We start from the raw sequence: 16,415 nt of genomic DNA, 5'->3' as shown, positions 1-16,415 counted from the left end.
TCTAAGGAAATAAGATGATTTATCCTGATGAAAACATGCTTTACGCCCCCGCTGAATGGCAGGACTGTTCGGAAGGCTACACCGATATTCGCTATCAAAAATCTGCCGATGGCATCGCCAAAATCACCATTAATCGTCCGCAGGTGCGTAATGCGTTTCGTCCGCTGACCGTTAAAGAGATGATTCAGGCGCTGGCCGATGCCCGCTACGATGACAATATCGGGGTGATCATCCTGACCGGCGAAGGCGATCAGGCTTTCTGTGCCGGTGGCGATCAGAAAGTCCGCGGTGACTACGGCGGCTATCAGGATGATTCTGGCGTTCATCATCTGAACGTACTGGATTTCCAGCGCCAGATCCGTACCTGCCCGAAACCGGTGGTGGCCATGGTGGCAGGCTATTCGATTGGCGGTGGGCACGTACTGCATATGATGTGCGATCTGACGATTGCGGCGGAAAACGCCATTTTTGGTCAGACCGGGCCGAAAGTGGGTTCTTTCGACGGCGGCTGGGGCGCATCTTACATGGCGCGTATCGTCGGGCAGAAAAAAGCGCGTGAAATCTGGTTCCTGTGTCGCCAGTACGATGCGAAACAGGCGCTGGATATGGGTCTGGTCAATACCGTGGTTCCGCTGGCGGATCTCGAAAAAGAGACCGTGCGCTGGTGTCGTGAGATGCTGCAAAACAGCCCGATGGCGCTGCGCTGCCTGAAAGCCGCGCTGAATGCTGACTGCGATGGTCAGGCCGGTTTGCAGGAGCTGGCGGGTAACGCCACTATGCTGTTCTACATGACCGAAGAAGGGCAGGAGGGACGCAACGCGTTTAATCAGAAGCGCCAGCCTGACTTCAGCAAATTCAAACGGAACCCATAATGCGTCGCGCGCAGGTCTGGCGTTGGCAGATCCCGATGGACGCGGGGGTGGTACTGCGGGAGCGGCGCTTAAAAACCCGCGACGGGCTGTTTTTATGCCTGAGTGACGGTGAGCGCGAAGGGTGGGGGGAGATCTCCCCGCTCCCCGGTTTCAGTCATGAAACGTGGGAAGAGGCGCAGGCTGAACTGCTTCAGTGGGCGCAACGCTGGCAGCAGCACGGCGATACTGACGCGCCCGTACTTCCCTCGGTAGCGTTTGGTGCCAGTTGTGCGCTGGCAGAGCTGCACGATGAACTGCCGCAGGCGGCGGACTATCGCGCTGCGCCGCTGTGCACTGGCGATCCAGATGAGCTTCTGCCGGTGCTGGCAGCGATGCCCGGTGAGAAAGTGGCGAAGGTGAAAGTCGGTTTGTATGAGGCTGTGCGTGACGGCATGGTGGTCAACCTGCTGCTGGAAGCCATTCCCGATCTGCAACTTCGACTTGACGCTAATCGCGCCTGGACGCCGCTCAAAGCGCAGCAGTTTGCTAAATACGTTAACCCTGCCTGGCGCGACCGCATTGCCTTTCTTGAGGAGCCGTGCAAAACCCGCGAAGACTCCCGTGCTTTTGCCCGCGAAACCGGCATTGGCATTGCCTGGGATGAAAGCCTGCGCGAGGCGGATTTTGTGTTCGCTGCGGAACCTGGACTGCGGGCGGTCGTCATTAAGCCGACATTAACCGGCAGTCTGCAAAAGGTGCGTGAGCAGGTCAACGCGGCGCACGCGCTGGGATTGACGGCGGTGATCAGTTCGTCGATTGAATCCAGCTTAGGGCTGACTCAGCTGGCACGCCTTGCCGCCTGGCTGACGCCGCAGACTATTCCCGGTCTCGATACCCTGAGTCTGATGCAGTCACAATTGCTTCGCCGTTGGCCCGGTAGCCCGTTACCGTGCCTGGATCAACGTGCGCTGGAGTCGCTGCTATGATCTTTACCGACTGGCCGTGGCGGCACTGGCGGCGGCTGCGGGGCGAGGCGCAGGCGCTGCGTCTCGACAACCAGATGTTAAGCTGGAACACGCTATGCATTCGTATTGACGCGCTGGCGGCAGGCTTTGCGGCGCAGGGCGTGCGCGAGGGCGATGGCGTGATGTTACGCGGGACGAATCATCCCGATGTGCTCTTGTCATGGCTGGCACTATTGCAGTGCGGTGCGAGGGTGCTGCCACTAAACCCGCAGTTACCTCAGCCGTTGCTGGAGCAACTGTTGCCCCGGCTGACGTTGCATCATGCGCTGGACGCGGAAAGCGATCGGCATTTTCCCGGTCTCACGGCGTTAATACTGAAAGAAACCGAAGGAGAATATGCCGTCGCCTGGCAGCCTCAGCGTCTGGCCTCAATGACCTTAACCTCCGGCTCAACGGGCCTGCCGAAAGCGGCGGTGCATACTTGCGAGGCGCATCTTGCCAGCGCCGAAGGCGTGCTGGCGATGATCCCCTTTACGCCTGAAGATGACTGGCTGCTTTCGCTACCCCTGTTTCACGTCTCCGGGCAGGGCATACTCTGGCGCTGGTTACGGGCGGGGGCGCGGCTGACGGTGCGCGTGAAGCAGCCGCTGGAGCAGGCGCTTGAAGGATGTACTCATGCTTCCCTGGTGCCGACGCAACTCTGGCGGCTGTTAGAGAACGATGGCCGCATCGCGCTGAAAGCCGTATTGTTAGGCGGGGCAGCGATCCCGGTTGAATTGACCCGCAAAGCGCAGCAGCGTGGCATCCGTAGCTGGTGCGGCTATGGGCTGACGGAATTCGCCTCAACGGTTTGCGCAAAAGAAGCGGACGGCCTGGCCGATGTCGGTACGCCATTGCCGGGACGAGAGATGCAACTGGTCAACGGCGAAGTCTGGCTGCGCGCTGCCAGTATGGCTAACGGCTACTGGCGTGACGGAAACGTATTGCCGCTGGTAAACGACCGGGGCTGGTTTGCCACCCGCGACCGCGGCGAGCTGCGTGACGGCAGGTTAACTATTCTCGGCAGGCTGGATAATCTCTTTTTCAGCGGCGGGGAGGGCGTTCAGCCGGAAGAGGTGGAACGGATTATCGCCGCGCACCCGCAGGTGATGCAGGTATTCGTGGTGCCTGTCGCGGACCCGGAATTTGGCCAACGCCCGGTGGCGGTGGTGGAGAGCGATACGCCGCTGAATAGCGCGCAGTTATCCCTGTGGGTTAAAGACAAACTCGCCGGTTTCCAGCAGCCGGTACGCTGGCTGCCCTTGCCTGAAACGCTTAAAACTGGCGGGATCAAAATCTCCCGGCAGGCATTGCAGGCGTGGGTAGCAGGGCAATAAGCAGACGAGGCTGAGGTTTTTGGCAGAGTGTTAAACGACGCACCAGTGCACAACATGCCCGGCGGCGCTGCGCTTGCACGGGCCTACGGGTTACGTGCAACTCGTTGATATAATGGATTTTGTAGATACTGTTATAGCCCGCAAGTTTTTTTTATCTTCCGGTTTCCCGGATTACAGGCATGACAACCACAGCGCCGTCAGGCGCTGTTTTTTCCTTTCACGACCCGGTTAAGCCGCTACCGGTGCATGCCTGGACGCGTCGAACGACTCGCCCGATTTCAGCACACCGTAGGCCACCTGCGCCAGTTTACGCATCATCGCCCCGATGATGACTTTTCCCCGTTTGCCGTTAGCCGCCAGACGGTCACGGAACGCCCGCCCCCAGGTCGTTTTGCTTACTGCCACCATCGCCGGCATGTACAGCGCCCTGCGAAGCGACACATGGCCCGCCTTACTCATCCGCCCTGCGCCGCGCACGCTGCTCCCTGATTCATGATGGCGGGGCGTCAGTCCCGCGAAGGCCGCGAACTGTCTCGCTCCGCCGAACCGGTTTTCCAGACCGATGTACGCCAGCAGCACCGCTGACGTCTTTTCCCCGATACCCGGGATACTTTCCAGCAGCTTCCTGCGGTGCTTCATATCCGGGTCATCATCCGTCAGGTCCTTTATCTGTTTTTCAAGACGTTTCAGTTCGGCATCAAGCCACAGAAGATGCGCGTCAATACTCGGCATCTGAACGTCCCGCGCTGTCTCCAGCCGGTTAAGCTCCTGGGTGTGCATGTCCGTCAGCGACTGATGGCGCAGCACCAGTGCCCGCAGCGCCCGTTCAACCGGATGAGGCGCCTGCCATGCAGCAGGCCGCTTCTGGCGGCAGAACTCTGCCAGCATCCGGGCGTCGACGGCGTCCGTTTTGCTGCGCAGTCCCTCGCTCTGTGCGAAGGCTTTACCGCGGGCGGGATTGATGACCGATACCGTGAACCCCGCATCGCTGAGATGCGCGGCGGCGTCTTCCATGTACGTACTGGTGGCTTCCATACAGATATGTGCAGGCGCAGCCTGATGGCTGTTCAGCCAGCGGACCAGCTCATCGTGGCCCTTCGGGGTGTTGGCAAACTTTTTACTGCGGTGACGGCCATCGGGCCGCAGCACATCAACATCCAGCTTCGCTTTAGAGACGTCGATACCAATAAAATGCAGTTCCTGTTCCATAGTGAGACCAACCTTGTGAATGCGGATTACCGGGAAAACCGGTCCATGATACTGTCCGGTTTGTCACCTGTGGAGAAGGGCAGTCCGCTGCATAGATCTACAAAACAGGCTTTGAGCCTGAGGCCGGGTCCGGCATGCGGACTGCATGGCAGGGAGAACTGGCCGGCTCTCTCTGCTCAGAAAGGATAATACAAGGCCGGGTAAGGCGAAGCCGCCACCCGGCAATGCGGTGAGAATGTCAGCCCATTGATATGGCAGGATCTGGTAGGCCGGGTAAGGCGAAGCCGCCACCCGGCAATGCGGTGACAATGCCAGCCCGTTGATATGGCAGGATTTTACAGGCCGGGCAAGCGCAGCGCCGCCCGGCATAAAGCCCCTTCAGGTGATTATTTTGCTTCCTTCAATGCCGCCAACGCCGCCGCCACGCCTGCGCCGTACTCCGGATGAACTTCACTGAACAACCCAATCTGCCGCTGCTGAATAAACTCCGGCACGTCTTTCATATCCCCGGCGATGCGGGCGAACATCCGCTGATGCTCCTCTTCGCTCAGCAACTCATACAGCTTACGCGGCTGGCTGAAGTAGTCGGTATCCTCACGGTGATTCCAGTGATCCGCTGCGCCTTCCAGGCTTAACGGCGGTTCGCTGTAATCCGGCTGCTCCTGGAACACGCCAAAGCTGTTCGGTTCGTAGGTTGGACCGTTGCCGCTGTTGCCATCCACGCGCATCGCGCCATCGCGATGGTAATTATGGAACGGGCAGCGCGGGGCATTCACCGGGATCTGATGGTGATTGACGCCGAGACGGTAGCGGTGTGCATCGCCATAGGAGAACAGACGACCCTGCAACATGCGGTCCGGAGAGAAACCAATGCCTGGCACCACGTTAGCGGGCGACATCGCCACCTGTTCCACCTCGGCAAAATAGTTATCCGGGTTACGGTTCAGCTCCAGCACGCCGACTTCAATCAACGGATAATCCCCATGCGGCCAGACTTTCGTCAGATCGAACGGGTTATAAGGCACTTTCGACGCCTCGGCTTCCGGCATGATCTGCACGTAAAATGTCCAGCGCGGGAAATCACCTTTCTCAATGGAGTCAAACAAATCACGCTGCGAGCTTTCCCGGTCTTCCGCCACCAGCCGTTTGGCTTCATCATCCATCAGGTTGGCAATTCCCTGCTGGGATTTCAGGTGGAACTTAACCCAGAAGCGTTCGTTGTTATCATTAATAAAACTAAACGTATGGCTACCAAAACCATGCATCGTACGATACGAGAAGGGCAGACCGCGATCGCTGAAATCGATGGTCAACTGATGCAGCGATTCCGGCAAATGCGAAAAGAAATCCCATTTATAGGTCGGATTGCGCAGGTTGGTGCGCGGCTCGCGTTTCACTACGTGATTCAGGTCCGGAAACTTCAGCGGATCGCGCAGGTAAAACACTGGGGTGTTATTACCGACCAAATCCCAGTTACCTTCCTCGGTATAAAATTTAATCGAGAAACCACGAATATCACGTTCGGCATCCGCCGCGCCGCGCTCGCCTGCGACGGTGGAGAAGCGTAAAAACAGATCGGTTTTTTTACCGACGGCGGAAAAAATGTTAGCGCGTGTGTAGTGAGTAATATCCTGGGTGACGGTAAACGTACCATACGCGCCAGAGCCTTTGGCGTGCATACGACGTTCCGGGATCACCTCACGATCAAAGTGGGCCAGCTTTTCCAGAAACCAGACGTCCTGTAACAGCATGGGACCGCGCGGACCGGCAGTGGCGACGTTATTATTATGCGCAACAGGTGCGCCAGCGGAAGTAGTTAATCCTTTTTTGCTCATCTTTATCTCCCAACATACCCGTTATATCCCGAACTGCATAAGGTCCGTTCACCCAGGTGCATTGTTAGCTATGCGCCCGAGATTTATTTACTTGCTGACTTTCTGCAATCCGAATTATTCAGGGTATAAATGTTAAAAAAATATTTAATTTCCGTTTAATTTAAGAAATTAATTTAGAGCATATTTGTAAGCAAAATATTGATCTCACGCAATTTGTCTCTCGCTATTACAGCCATACCTTTCGCCTCTCAATACACCGGCAATGCTGGCTTACATTTATTGTCGGCGATAGCGTTTTTCGTGCATTGTTTCTCTCTGATTCGGTTGTACAATCCCGGCGTTTTCGGGATGTTTACTTTGCATTTGTGGGAAGCAATAAAATGAAAAAAAGAATTCTGGTGGGAGTCTGTGGACTTCTTTTCGTTTCTGCTGCTGCCAATGCGCTCAGCATCAGTGGGCAAGCCGGTGAAGATTACATCAATATCGGCATAGGGTTGGGTACCGAGTCTACCGGCCTGGCCATGTCCGGCAACTGGGCGCATAACGACGATGACGGCGATATCGCTGGTCTCGGCTTAGGTTTAAATCTTCCGCTGGGGCCGTTTATGGCGACTGCCGGAGGAAAGGGCGTTTACCTTAGCCCGCAGCAAGGCGATGAGGGTTATGCAGCGGCGGTTGGCGGCGGCCTGCAGTGGAAAATTGGCGATCGTTTCCGCCTGTTTGGCGAGTATTACTACTCTCCTGACTCGCTCTCGAGCGGGGTGAAAGATTACCAGGAAGCCAACGCGGGTGCGCGCATGACCATCATGCGCCCGTTAAGCGTTGAAGCGGGTTATCGCTACATCAACCTGACTGGTAAAGATGGCGACCGCGACAGCGCGGTGGCTGACGGTCCTTACGTCGGCGTGAACGCCAGCTTCTGATCCCCACGGTGCGGTAAATCGCCGCACCGCTTTTTTCCCCTCCGCATGCGTTATAGTTAATCGTCCTCTTTTGCTGGAGAAAATGATGATAAATGTGGAGATGCTATCCACGGGTGACGAAGTTCTGCACGGGCAGATCGTCGATACCAACGCCGCCTGGCTTGCCGATTTTTTATTTACTCAGGGATTCCCGCTTTCTCGCCGCAATACGGTTGGTGATAATCTGCACGATTTAGTCGCCATCCTGCGCGAGCGCAGCGAACATGCAGATGTGCTGATCGTTAATGGTGGACTGGGGCCGACCAGTGACGATTTAAGCGCCTTAGCCGCCGCCACGGCGAAAGGTGAAGCACTGGTGCTGCATGAAGCGTGGCTGGCGCAAATGGAGCGCTTTTTTAGCGAACGTGGACGCGTCATGGCTCCCAGCAACCGTAAGCAGGCCGAAATTCCGGCCAGCGCCGAGCTGGTGGATAACCCCGTCGGCACCGCCTGTGGATTTGCCCTTGAGCTTAACCGCTGCCTGATTTTCTTCACCCCCGGCGTGCCGTCGGAATTTAAAGTGATGGTCGAGCAGCAGATCCTGCCGCGTTTACAGAAACGCTATGCCCACGTCGAACCACCGCTGTGCCTGCGCCTCACCACCTTTGGCCGTTCAGAAAGCGATTTAGCGCAAAGCCTCGATCCGCTGGTACTGCCACCGGGTGTGACTATGGGCTACCGTTCTTCGATGCCGATTATTGAGCTGAAGCTGACCGGTCCTGCCGCGCAGCGCGACGCGATGCTGGCCCTGTGGCCGGAGGTGAAGCGCGTCGCCGGGGAGAGTCTGATTTTTGAAGGTACCGACGGGTTGCCGACGGAGATCGCCCGCCAGCTTCAGGCGCGACAGCTCAGTCTGACCCTCAGCGAACAATTTACCGCCGGTCTGGTGGCGCTACAGCTTTCGCGCGCCGGAGCGCCGTTGCTGGCCTCGGAGGTGATCCCAGCCCAGGAAGAGACGCTGGCGCAGACCGCACGCTGGGTGAGGGAACGTCGCCGCAGCCACTTTGCCGGGCTGGCGCTGGCAGTGACCGGGCTGGAGTCCGATCACCTGAATTTTGCGCTTTCCACCCCGGATGGCACGTGGGCGCTACGCGTGAAGTTCAGTGCCACCCGTCATTCCCTCCAGGTCCGCCAGGAGGTCTCTGCGATGATGGCGCTAAATATGCTGCGCCGCTGGCTGGCGGGTAAACCGATTGCCAGCGAACACGGCTGGATTAACGTGGTGGAGTCGCTGGCGCTGTAGGCACTTCTGCTAACGTGGCGTTGTTACCCATCCAGCGCTTTCGCCAGTAACGTAATGGGATGTTCACAGCGTTTGCTGGTGGACATCTCGATTTGCCATTTGCAGGTTTCACAGTCCGTTACCACCAGATCCGCGCCGCTCTCTTCAATTTGCTGAAATAGCGGCGCGCCTATTGCCTGCGATGTTGGATAATTCTCCTTCTTGAAGCCGTAAGTGCCGGCAATGCCGCAGCACTGTGAATCCAGCACCGTTAATTCCAGCCCTGGGATCAGGCGCAGCAGTTCAAGCGTATACAGCGTCCAGCCCATTTTTTCCATATGACACGGCGTGTGATACACCACCTTCAGCGGCAGCGTTTTTAACGGCAGCCTTTGCCCCGCATCCAGTTTGCGCCATAGCCAGCGGGTAGCCAGCTCAATATGTTCGCGCAACCCGCTATTATCCACGTCCAGCACCTGCGGATACTCATCGCGCAGGGCGAAAGTGCAGGTGGAAGAGGTCGCGATAACCGGAATACCTTTCCCACTAATGGCTTCCCGTAACGACGCTACATTGCTGACCGCTTGTTTGCGCGCCTTATCGGTAAAACCGTTAGCGATTAACGGCACGCCGCAGCATTTTTCTTTACTCAGTAGTTGTACGCCGGTGCCCATCGCATTGAGCACGCGAATGAGATCTTTGCCCAACTGCGGATGGTTGTAATTCACAAAGCAACCGTGGAAGAAGGCGACCTGATCGTGGTACTGCGCCTGCTGTGCCGCCACGCTCCGGTACCAGCGGCGAAACGTGCCAAAGGAGTATTTTGGCAGCGTGCGGCGATGGTCAATTTTTAACGCGTGATCCAGCAGTTGACGCACCGGCTTCAGCGAGGTTGCGGCGTTAACCACCGGCGCAAACGGCGTGGACACGCTGCCCAGCAAATCAGTATGGCTCAGAATAATATTCCGTAACGAGGGGCGAGCGGTATCGTAGCGGGCGCGAGCCTGCTGGATAATATCGCCAATCTTCACGTCCGACGGGCAGGCCACCTCGCAGCGTTTGCAGTTGATGCAATATTTCAGCGCCTCGTCATACAGCGCGCCATCTTTCAGACGCAGCCGTTCGCCGTCCGGCCCGGCCTGTTTCGGGCCGGGATAGCGCGGGTTGACGCGGCTCACCGGGCAGGCAGTGGTACAAACCGTGCATTTTATGCAGCTTTCAAAACGCGTGTCGCTCATGACTGACCTCCGGCAAGCGCGATAATGCGCTGGGCGGCAAATAGCGCGGTAACGGCTGAGACGCCGCCGCCGCAACCCTGGGCAATCGGATCGAATCCGCCAAGTACCGCGCCGACCGCGAAAACATTGGTAAGGGTTTCACCCTCCACTTGCGGACGCAGGCGACTATCGACCTTCACGCCAAATTGTTGCCACGGTTGAGGGGCGAAAAAATCATGCGCGTACCAGTCGACGCGGGTGGCGGTTTGCCGGACCTCAAGCCCTAAAACAGGTTCACGAATGCCGTTGCGTTCGGCCACCAGGCCATTGCTGAAAAAGCTGCCGCTGGCAAGGACCACAAAACGTGGGCGCAGCGGAATATCCGCATGATGACGGGTCCAGACATCGCTCACCCTCCCTTCGCACAGCGTGACCCGCCTAACCTCGTCACCAGGCAGCCAGGTGCCGCCGGATTTGACGAACTGACGCTGTAGCTGACGATGCAGACGCAGGCCAGGGACCGACGGCGGCAATGTTGGCAATAAATGCAGCGAACAGGGGAGCCGTTGGTTTAACCACTCGCAAAGGCGATGATCTTCCAGGCCAAAGCAGGCGGGCATCAATAGCGCGTCGCAGCGCAGCGCCAGCGGCAGGAGGGCCTGATAAAGCTGCGGCCAGTGCGCTTCATCGTCCAGCACGCGGGCGATAGTGACGGCGCGAAATTCCGTGGGATTGTCGCGCAGCACATCCAGTTCGGGCAGGTCGATTTCGGCGACCTCCACCTCTGACCCGTATTCGCGCAGCGAGGCGGCTGCCAGATGGGGCTGGAAATCCATCATGCCGCTAATGCCTGTCACGCAAATTCGCCGGACAGGCAGCGGCGCAACAGGAACCTCTTGCGGGCTAAGCCAGGCGCTGCGCAGTGTGCCGAGCGGCGTCACGCGGGAGTGATTGCGGCTGAGATTTCCCTGCATTAACGCCCCGCATTCCGCCAGCAGGTGCTGCGTTTGTTGGGCCAGTGTAAGCACCGTTTCCACCCCCAGCAGCGAATATGGATGGTCGGGGGCCATCGTGCCGATCCTCTCCAGCCCCGTGCGAATGTCAGTCACTGGCGTGCCATCCGGCAGGACGCTTAACAGATCGAGCGATCCGGAGGAGAAGGCGAGGGCGCTTTGCCCCCGGCTGACAATCGCGCAGCGCAGACCTGCGTTCTGTAATCGCAGCCCGCACAACAGGCCCGCCAGACCGCCGCCGATAATCACCGCATCAAATCTCATGTTTTTGCTCCTTCTCAAGCCCGCACAGGCCCTGATAAACCCAGCGCGTGAATTCACTTTCGCGCAGCGCATCGCCCCACGCGACGGGCTGGACGCCTTTCCAGCGTTCGTTAAGAAAGTCGGAAAGCTGGCGCAATGACTGGGCTGACGTGGTGACGTTAAACCGCTGGAGCAGCCCCGCGGCGCGGCAGGCGCACAGTTCGCCCTGGCAGGTGCCCATGCCGACGCGGGTGCGACGGCGCAGATCGAGCAGGCTGTTGACCGCCAGATTTTCCACCGCATACTGGACTTCCCCGGCGGTCACAGCTTCACATTCGCACACCAGGCTGCGGTGCAGGCGGCCTTCGCCCAGCCAGGAAGGCGTGCGGTCGCCGTGACGGTACACCGCTGAGCCGCGCAGCGGTGCAGGAAGGGAGATCATGCGTTGCAGCGTGTGTTCCACCGGCCCCTGCGATCCGGGCAGCGGCGTGCTGGCGGTGGTGCAGGGCTGGTGATTTCCCAGCTTGCGGCACACGGCGTCGGTTGCCCATTCCGCCATCAGCCGGTAGGTCATCAGTTTGCCGCCGGTGATCGTAATAAAGCCTTCCATGCCGTCGCGGCTGGCGTGATCGAAGAGAACAATGCCCCGGCTGACGTTACGCCCGCTCGGATCGTCATCGCTGGCGACCAGCGGACGCACCCCGGCATAGGCGCGTAAAATACGGGTCTGCGCCATAATCGGCGACAGCTTTTCCCCCTCGCGCAGCAGAATATCCACTTCCTCTGCCGTCACCCGATTCTGGTCAATCTCAGCGTAATCAATATGCAGGGAGGTGGTGCCAATCAGCGAAATGGTATCGCCAGGAACCAGAATATCGGCGTCGGAGGGTTTGCGGCAGCGGTTGATCACGTGCTGATTAATACGATGATCGAGGATCAGCAGCGATCCTTTGGCCGGAAACATGCGAATGCTCAGGTCGGCATACTCCGCGATGCGCTGGCCCCAAATCCCTGCCGCGTTGACCACCACCGGGGCATGAAGCGTCTGCGCTTCGCCGGTCAGATGGTTAATGACATGCACGCCGCACACCGTTGCGCCGTTGCGCACCAGCCCGGTGACTTCGTGGGCGGTAAGAATGGTGGCACCGTGCTCGCGGGCATCCAGCATATTGGCGGCGGTCAGGCGGAAGGGATCGAGGGTGCCGTCCGGCACTCTGACTGCGCCTGTTAAGTGTGGGTTAACCGCGGGTTCAATCCGCCGGGCCAGGGCTGGGTCGATAATCTCCGCGCGAATGCCGGCAGTTGCGCAGGCGCTGACAAAGGTTGCCTGAAATGACAACTCATCCTCCGGCAGGGTAATAAACAGGCCATCGGTAGGTTCAACGCAGTGGCGGGCGATGCGTTTGAGGATCTGATTTTCACTGATGCATTCGCGCGCCGATTCGCCATCGGTCACCGCATAACGTGCCCCGCTGTGCAGCAATCCATGATTGCGCCCCGTGGCACCCGTCGCGATATCATGACGTTCCACAAGCGTAACCCGCAGCCCGCGCAGGGCGCAGTCGCGCGCGATACCGGCACCCGTGGCTCCGCCACCAATGACAATCACATCACTTTCCTGCGCTAACGGTGCCTTCATCGTGTTCCCCTTACTGTTCGTTTATTAACATTTAGCCATATAAAACGCAGGGAATGTTTGATTTCGAGCACATTCGCGCATTTTACGAAGATGAAATGTGACGCCATGCGCCTTTCTGAACATTTGTTATAAAAATGTAACAATCTGTGCTTTACTTCAGCGTGTGGTTTCCCATTTTTTAACTTGCTGAACACACCTGAAGCAGACCTTCTGCTTTTTACCTCTGAATATGACATGGCCACGGAGGCTATTATGCTGAGTATTTTTAAACCTGCTCCTCATCGGGCGCGCCTGCCGGAGGCGGAAATTGACCCGGCGTATCGTCGACTGCGCTGGCAAATTTTCCTGGGGATCTTCTTCGGTTATGCCGCCTATTATCTGGTGCGGAAAAACTTTGCCCTCGCTATGCCATATCTGGTCGAGCAGGGATTTTCACGCGGCGACCTGGGTTTTGCGCTGTCGGGGATTTCCATCGCTTACGGCTTCTCCAAATTTATTATGGGTTCGGTTTCTGACCGGTCGAACCCGCGGGTTTTCCTCCCGGCGGGCCTGATTCTGGCGGCGGTGATGCTGTTTATGGGCTTTGTGCCCTGGGCCACCTCCAGCATCGCCATCATGTTTGTGCTGCTGTTTATCTGCGGCTGGTTTCAGGGCATGGGCTGGCCGCCGTGCGGACGCACGATGGTTCACTGGTGGTCGCAAAAAGAGCGTGGCGGGATCGTCTCGGTCTGGAACTGCGCGCATAACGTCGGTGGCGGTATCCCTCCGCTGCTATTTCTGATGGGGATGGCGTGGTTTAACGACTGGAAAGCGGCGCTCTATATGCCGGCGTTTGCCGCGATTGTGGTGGCAGTGATTGCCTTTTCCCTGATGCGCGATACCCCGCAGTCATGCGGCTTGCCGCCTATTGAGGAATACAAAAACGACTATCCGGACGACTACAACGAAAAAGCGGAAGAGGAGCTGACCGCGAAGCAAATCTTTATGCAGTACGTGCTGCCCAACAAACTGTTGTGGTATATCGCGATTGCTAACGTATTTGTTTACCTGTTGCGCTACGGCATTCTCGACTGGTCACCGACCTATCTGAAAGAAGTGAAGCATTTTGCGCTGGATAAATCCTCCTGGGCATACTTCTTATATGAGTATGCCGGGATCCCCGGTACGCTGCTGTGCGGCTGGATGTCGGACAAAGTCTTCCGCGGCAATCGTGGTGCGACCGGCGTCTTCTTTATGACGCTGGTGACCATTGCCACCGTGGTCTACTGGCTTAACCCGCCGGGCAACACGACGGTCGATATGATCTGCATGATTACCATCGGCTTTTTGATTTACGGGCCGGTGATGTTGATTGGCCTGCACGCCCTGGAGCTGGCACCGAAAAAAGCAGCGGGTACGGCGGCGGGCTTTACCGGGCTGTTTGGTTATCTCGGCGGATCGGTAGCAGCCAGTGCGATTGTCGGTTATACCGTCGATTTCTTTGGCTGGGACGGCGGATTTATTGTGATGATTGGCGGCAGCGTGCTGGCCGTGCTCCTGCTGATTGTGGTGATGATCGGCGAGAAGCGTCATCATGCCGCGCTTGCGCAGAAGCGACGTTAAGCCTGGTCGGGCGGCGCAATGCCGCCCGACTACTTCACATTAATGGAATGTTGCAGGCAGGCATTGAGCAACGCGAGCGGGCTACCGCTGATGGGTTCTTCTTTACTGACCAGCGAAATAGTGCGGTAAAAGGTCGGCTCCAGCGGTACAGAGCAGAGATTATGCTCCACGCTTTCCAGCGTCAGCTCAGGTAACAGGGCGATTCCCAGACCCTGACGAATAAAACTGATGGCTGTTGCCGGATGATTAAATTCATATTTAATCCTGGGCGTGATGTTATGCTCTTTAAACAAACTCATAATACTTAATTCATAGCGCCCTTTGCTAATAATCAGCGGTTCGTTAAATAACGCCTCAAGAGAGACGCTGTTACGCTGCGCAAAAGGATGCTGTTCAGGCACTACCACGCAAAATTTATCGGTATAGACCGGGACAGAATACATGCCATTTATTGGAAAATGGACAAAGCCAGCATCGATATCTTCTTTTTGCAGCGAATCTATTATTTCCGCGCTGTTGGCTTCATAGGGAATAATTTTAATATGCGGATGGTGGGTTTCAAAATAGCGCACGATACGCGGCAAAATACAGGCGCAGACGCTGGGAAAGCAGCCAATGCGGATTTGCCGGGCGGGAGTATGTTTCTCCTGCTCGGCGATTTCGCGGATGGCGTTCACCTCATGCATGATAGCGCGTACCCGCGCCACAATCCGTTCGCCGGCCGCCGTGAGGTGTAGCGCTTTGCGCCGCTCGCGGATCAGGATCTTGATACCAAGTTCTTCCTCAATGGCAAAAATTGCCTGACTCACGGCGGACTGGCTCATATACAGGCGTTTGCCCGCTTCCGTAAAGCCGCCGTATTCCAGCACCGCCAGAAGAGCATTCATTTGAATAATGGTCATAAGTGTTTTCTAATTAATATCATTAAAACGATTAATTTTACTAATCCTGCGCGTAAACTTATACTTTTTCTGTCGATTAACTCACAAAATGACGCACAGTATTTATAAGTCTGGTGAATGTATTCCAGTGAACTATTTTCAGGACATTGCAGACCTGCGCGCCGTCTGAACAGGTTTATTTTCTATGAAAGAAAAGCTCTGGACAAAGGATTTTTGGGCCATAACCATTATCAGCTTTATTATATTTTTTGTGTTTTATGTGCTCCTGACCTTACTGCCTATTTATATCGCCGATAATTTGCACGCCACCGCCGATAAAGCCGGACTTCTGGTGACGTTCTTCCTCGGCGCGGCAATTATTATCCGGCCTTTTGCCGGGCAGTGGGTGGGTAAATATTCGAATAAAACGGTTCTGGTGCTTTCTTCTCTGGCTTTTTTGGTCATCACTGCGCTATATCCTTTCTGTCATTCGATTGAAGTCTTGCTGTTAATTCGCGTGCTTCATGGTGTCGCCTTTGGGGTGATTACGACAGTGAAAGGAACGATTTCCGCGCGGTTGATACCGGCCTCCCGACGTGGAGAGGGCATCAGTTTTTTCTCTTTAGCCATGGGCCTGGCCATGGTGGTAGGGCCGTGGGTGGGGCTTAATATGGCGCGGCACGCGCTGTATATTCCCGCCTTCTGGCTCTGTACCGCTGTGGCGGTGCTGGGGATCCTGCTCTCCTTTATCGTTGCCGTTCCGCCGGTAATCCGCCATGCGGATGGCTCGGCACCGAAGCTGGGCTTCGCCGCGATGTTCGACCGCGCCGCGTTACCGTTCGCGCTGGTCACTTTCTTTATGACCTTTGCCTATGCGGGAGTATCTGCTTTTCTATCGCTTTACGCCCGCGAGCTGGATTTAATGGCGGCGGCCAGTAACTTCCTGCTCTGTTACGCCGTGTTCCTGATGATATGCCGTACTTTCACGGGCAATGTCTGCGACAAAAAAGGGCCGAAGTATGTGGTGTATCCCTGCCTGCTGGCCTTTACTGTCGGGCTGGTGGTGCTGGGCTATACCCACGGTAGCGTGACCATGATCCTGGCCGGTGCGCTGATTGGTATTGGCTATGGTTCGGTGACGCCGGTATTCCAGACGCAAATTATTAGCTCGGTCGAACCGCATAAAATCGGTGTTGCCAACTCGCTGTTTTTTAACGCGATGGATGCTGGTCTGGCGATTGGTGCCTTCATCATGGGCTTAATGGTCGAGGGAATAGGGTACAGAGCGATTTATCTGGTAGGGGCGGTGGTGGTAGTGCTTGCTGGCGCGCTGTATATCGTGCAGATGAAAATGCGCGGCAACGTCAAACTGGTTTCCACCAAAGAACTGCATTAGTCAC

At 56.9% G+C, this 16,415-nt stretch carries 13 protein-coding genes; 7 read left to right on the top strand and 6 right to left on the bottom strand.

The features are described from left to right. Positions 1 to 14 precede the first annotated feature (14 nt). The 3 genes from menB to menE are packed head-to-tail and all read left to right on the top strand — an operon-like array spanning position 15 to position 3,192. Positions 15 to 872 (top strand): 1,4-dihydroxy-2-naphthoyl-CoA synthase, encoded by an 858-nt coding sequence (menB, locus tag ACMGGS_RS21830; protein ID WP_176920362.1) that lies wholly within the window; start codon positions 15 to 17, stop codon positions 870 to 872. Further along, a complete protein-coding gene (menC, locus tag ACMGGS_RS21825) occupies positions 872 to 1,837 on the top strand; it encodes an o-succinylbenzoate synthase (RefSeq protein ID WP_414164354.1) in 966 nt (321 codons plus the stop codon). The genes menB and menC overlap by 1 nt, the downstream gene beginning before the upstream one ends. Continuing rightward, complete coding sequence (menE, locus tag ACMGGS_RS21820) at positions 1,834 to 3,192, top strand: o-succinylbenzoate--CoA ligase (protein WP_414164353.1); 1,359 nt, start codon at positions 1,834 to 1,836, stop codon at positions 3,190 to 3,192. The genes menC and menE overlap by 4 nt, the downstream gene beginning before the upstream one ends. Positions 3,193 to 3,420: 228 nt before the next feature. On the opposite strand, the gene ACMGGS_RS21815 is transcribed toward menE, so the two are convergent. After that, positions 3,421 to 4,401 carry an IS110 family transposase gene (locus ACMGGS_RS21815; protein ID WP_414164352.1) on the bottom strand — a complete coding sequence of 327 codons (981 nt, stop codon included), beginning with the start codon at positions 4,399 to 4,401 and terminating at the stop codon, positions 3,421 to 3,423. Positions 4,402 to 4,787: 386 nt separating this feature from the next. Further along, entirely contained in the window at positions 4,788 to 6,236 is a 1,449-nt protein-coding gene (gene katA, locus ACMGGS_RS21810) for a catalase KatA (protein ID WP_414164351.1), read from the bottom strand. 380 nt (positions 6,237 to 6,616) lie between these two features. Here katA and ACMGGS_RS21805 point away from each other — a divergent pair, with 380 nt between their 5' ends. Both ACMGGS_RS21805 and ACMGGS_RS21800 read left to right on the top strand, forming a co-directional pair. After that, complete coding sequence (locus ACMGGS_RS21805; RefSeq protein WP_414164350.1) at positions 6,617 to 7,159, top strand: YfaZ family outer membrane protein; 543 nt, start codon at positions 6,617 to 6,619, stop codon at positions 7,157 to 7,159. Positions 7,160 to 7,244: 85 nt separating this feature from the next. Beyond that, positions 7,245 to 8,441, top strand: coding sequence for a nicotinamide mononucleotide deamidase-related protein YfaY (locus ACMGGS_RS21800; RefSeq protein WP_414166334.1), 1,197 nt, complete (start codon positions 7,245 to 7,247; stop codon positions 8,439 to 8,441). Between the two features lie 23 nt (positions 8,442 to 8,464). Here ACMGGS_RS21800 and glpC read toward each other — a convergent pair whose 3' ends face one another. Genes glpC through glpA form a run of 3 tightly spaced genes read right to left on the bottom strand, consistent with a single transcriptional unit; the run spans position 8,465 to position 12,532 of the window. After that, a complete protein-coding gene (gene glpC / locus ACMGGS_RS21795; RefSeq protein ID WP_194206326.1) occupies positions 8,465 to 9,658 on the bottom strand; it encodes an anaerobic glycerol-3-phosphate dehydrogenase subunit GlpC in 1,194 nt (397 codons plus the stop codon). Then, positions 9,655 to 10,914 carry a glycerol-3-phosphate dehydrogenase subunit GlpB gene (gene glpB / locus ACMGGS_RS21790; RefSeq protein ID WP_414164349.1) on the bottom strand — a complete coding sequence of 420 codons (1,260 nt, stop codon included), beginning with the start codon at positions 10,912 to 10,914 and terminating at the stop codon, positions 9,655 to 9,657. The genes glpC and glpB overlap by 4 nt, the downstream gene beginning before the upstream one ends. Continuing rightward, positions 10,904 to 12,532: an anaerobic glycerol-3-phosphate dehydrogenase subunit A gene (gene glpA, locus ACMGGS_RS21785; protein WP_414164348.1), complete on the bottom strand. Its 1,629-nt coding sequence runs from the start codon at positions 12,530 to 12,532 to the stop codon at positions 10,904 to 10,906. Before glpA ends, glpB begins: the two co-directional genes overlap by 11 nt. Positions 12,533 to 12,784: 252 nt before the next feature. Between glpA and glpT the strand changes: the two genes are divergently transcribed. Then, positions 12,785 to 14,134 carry a glycerol-3-phosphate transporter gene (gene glpT, locus ACMGGS_RS21780; protein ID WP_414164347.1) on the top strand — a complete coding sequence of 450 codons (1,350 nt, stop codon included), beginning with the start codon at positions 12,785 to 12,787 and terminating at the stop codon, positions 14,132 to 14,134. Between the two features lie 29 nt (positions 14,135 to 14,163). Here the strand turns inward: glpT and ACMGGS_RS21775 are convergent, their stop codons facing one another. Beyond that, positions 14,164 to 15,036 (bottom strand): LysR family transcriptional regulator, encoded by an 873-nt coding sequence (locus ACMGGS_RS21775; protein ID WP_414164346.1) that lies wholly within the window; start codon positions 15,034 to 15,036, stop codon positions 14,164 to 14,166. Between the two features lie 184 nt (positions 15,037 to 15,220). Between ACMGGS_RS21775 and ACMGGS_RS21770 the strand changes: the two genes are divergently transcribed. Next, positions 15,221 to 16,411 (top strand): MFS transporter, encoded by a 1,191-nt coding sequence (locus ACMGGS_RS21770; protein ID WP_414164345.1) that lies wholly within the window; start codon positions 15,221 to 15,223, stop codon positions 16,409 to 16,411. The last annotated feature ends 4 nt before the right edge of the window (positions 16,412 to 16,415 follow it).

This window comes from Superficieibacter sp. BNK-5 (assembly GCF_047456055.1).
Taxonomy (GTDB): domain Bacteria; phylum Pseudomonadota; class Gammaproteobacteria; order Enterobacterales; family Enterobacteriaceae; genus Superficieibacter.
This window is presented reverse-complemented; position numbering and strand designations above follow the sequence as displayed.

What these genes read in the sequence shown, in the direction of transcription:
- ACMGGS_RS21815 (WP_414164352.1), bottom strand. Translation starts at nt 4,401, where the DNA reads ATGGAACAGGAACTGCATTTTATTGGTATCGACGTCTCTAAAGCGAAG.
- menB (WP_176920362.1), top strand. Translation starts at nt 15, where the DNA reads ATGATTTATCCTGATGAAAACATGCTTTACGCCCCCGCTGAATGGCAG.
- glpC (WP_194206326.1), bottom strand. Translation starts at nt 9,658, where the DNA reads ATGAGCGACACGCGTTTTGAAAGCTGCATAAAATGCACGGTTTGTACC.
- glpA (WP_414164348.1), bottom strand. Translation starts at nt 12,532, where the DNA reads ATGAAGGCACCGTTAGCGCAGGAAAGTGATGTGATTGTCATTGGTGGC.
- menC (WP_414164354.1), top strand. Translation starts at nt 872, where the DNA reads ATGCGTCGCGCGCAGGTCTGGCGTTGGCAGATCCCGATGGACGCGGGG.
- ACMGGS_RS21770 (WP_414164345.1), top strand. Translation starts at nt 15,221, where the DNA reads ATGAAAGAAAAGCTCTGGACAAAGGATTTTTGGGCCATAACCATTATC.
- glpB (WP_414164349.1), bottom strand. Translation starts at nt 10,914, where the DNA reads ATGAGATTTGATGCGGTGATTATCGGCGGCGGTCTGGCGGGCCTGTTG.
- glpT (WP_414164347.1), top strand. Translation starts at nt 12,785, where the DNA reads ATGCTGAGTATTTTTAAACCTGCTCCTCATCGGGCGCGCCTGCCGGAG.
- ACMGGS_RS21800 (WP_414166334.1), top strand. Translation starts at nt 7,245, where the DNA reads ATGATAAATGTGGAGATGCTATCCACGGGTGACGAAGTTCTGCACGGG.
- ACMGGS_RS21775 (WP_414164346.1), bottom strand. Translation starts at nt 15,036, where the DNA reads ATGACCATTATTCAAATGAATGCTCTTCTGGCGGTGCTGGAATACGGC.
- menE (WP_414164353.1), top strand. Translation starts at nt 1,834, where the DNA reads ATGATCTTTACCGACTGGCCGTGGCGGCACTGGCGGCGGCTGCGGGGC.
- ACMGGS_RS21805 (WP_414164350.1), top strand. Translation starts at nt 6,617, where the DNA reads ATGAAAAAAAGAATTCTGGTGGGAGTCTGTGGACTTCTTTTCGTTTCT.
- katA (WP_414164351.1), bottom strand. Translation starts at nt 6,236, where the DNA reads ATGAGCAAAAAAGGATTAACTACTTCCGCTGGCGCACCTGTTGCGCAT.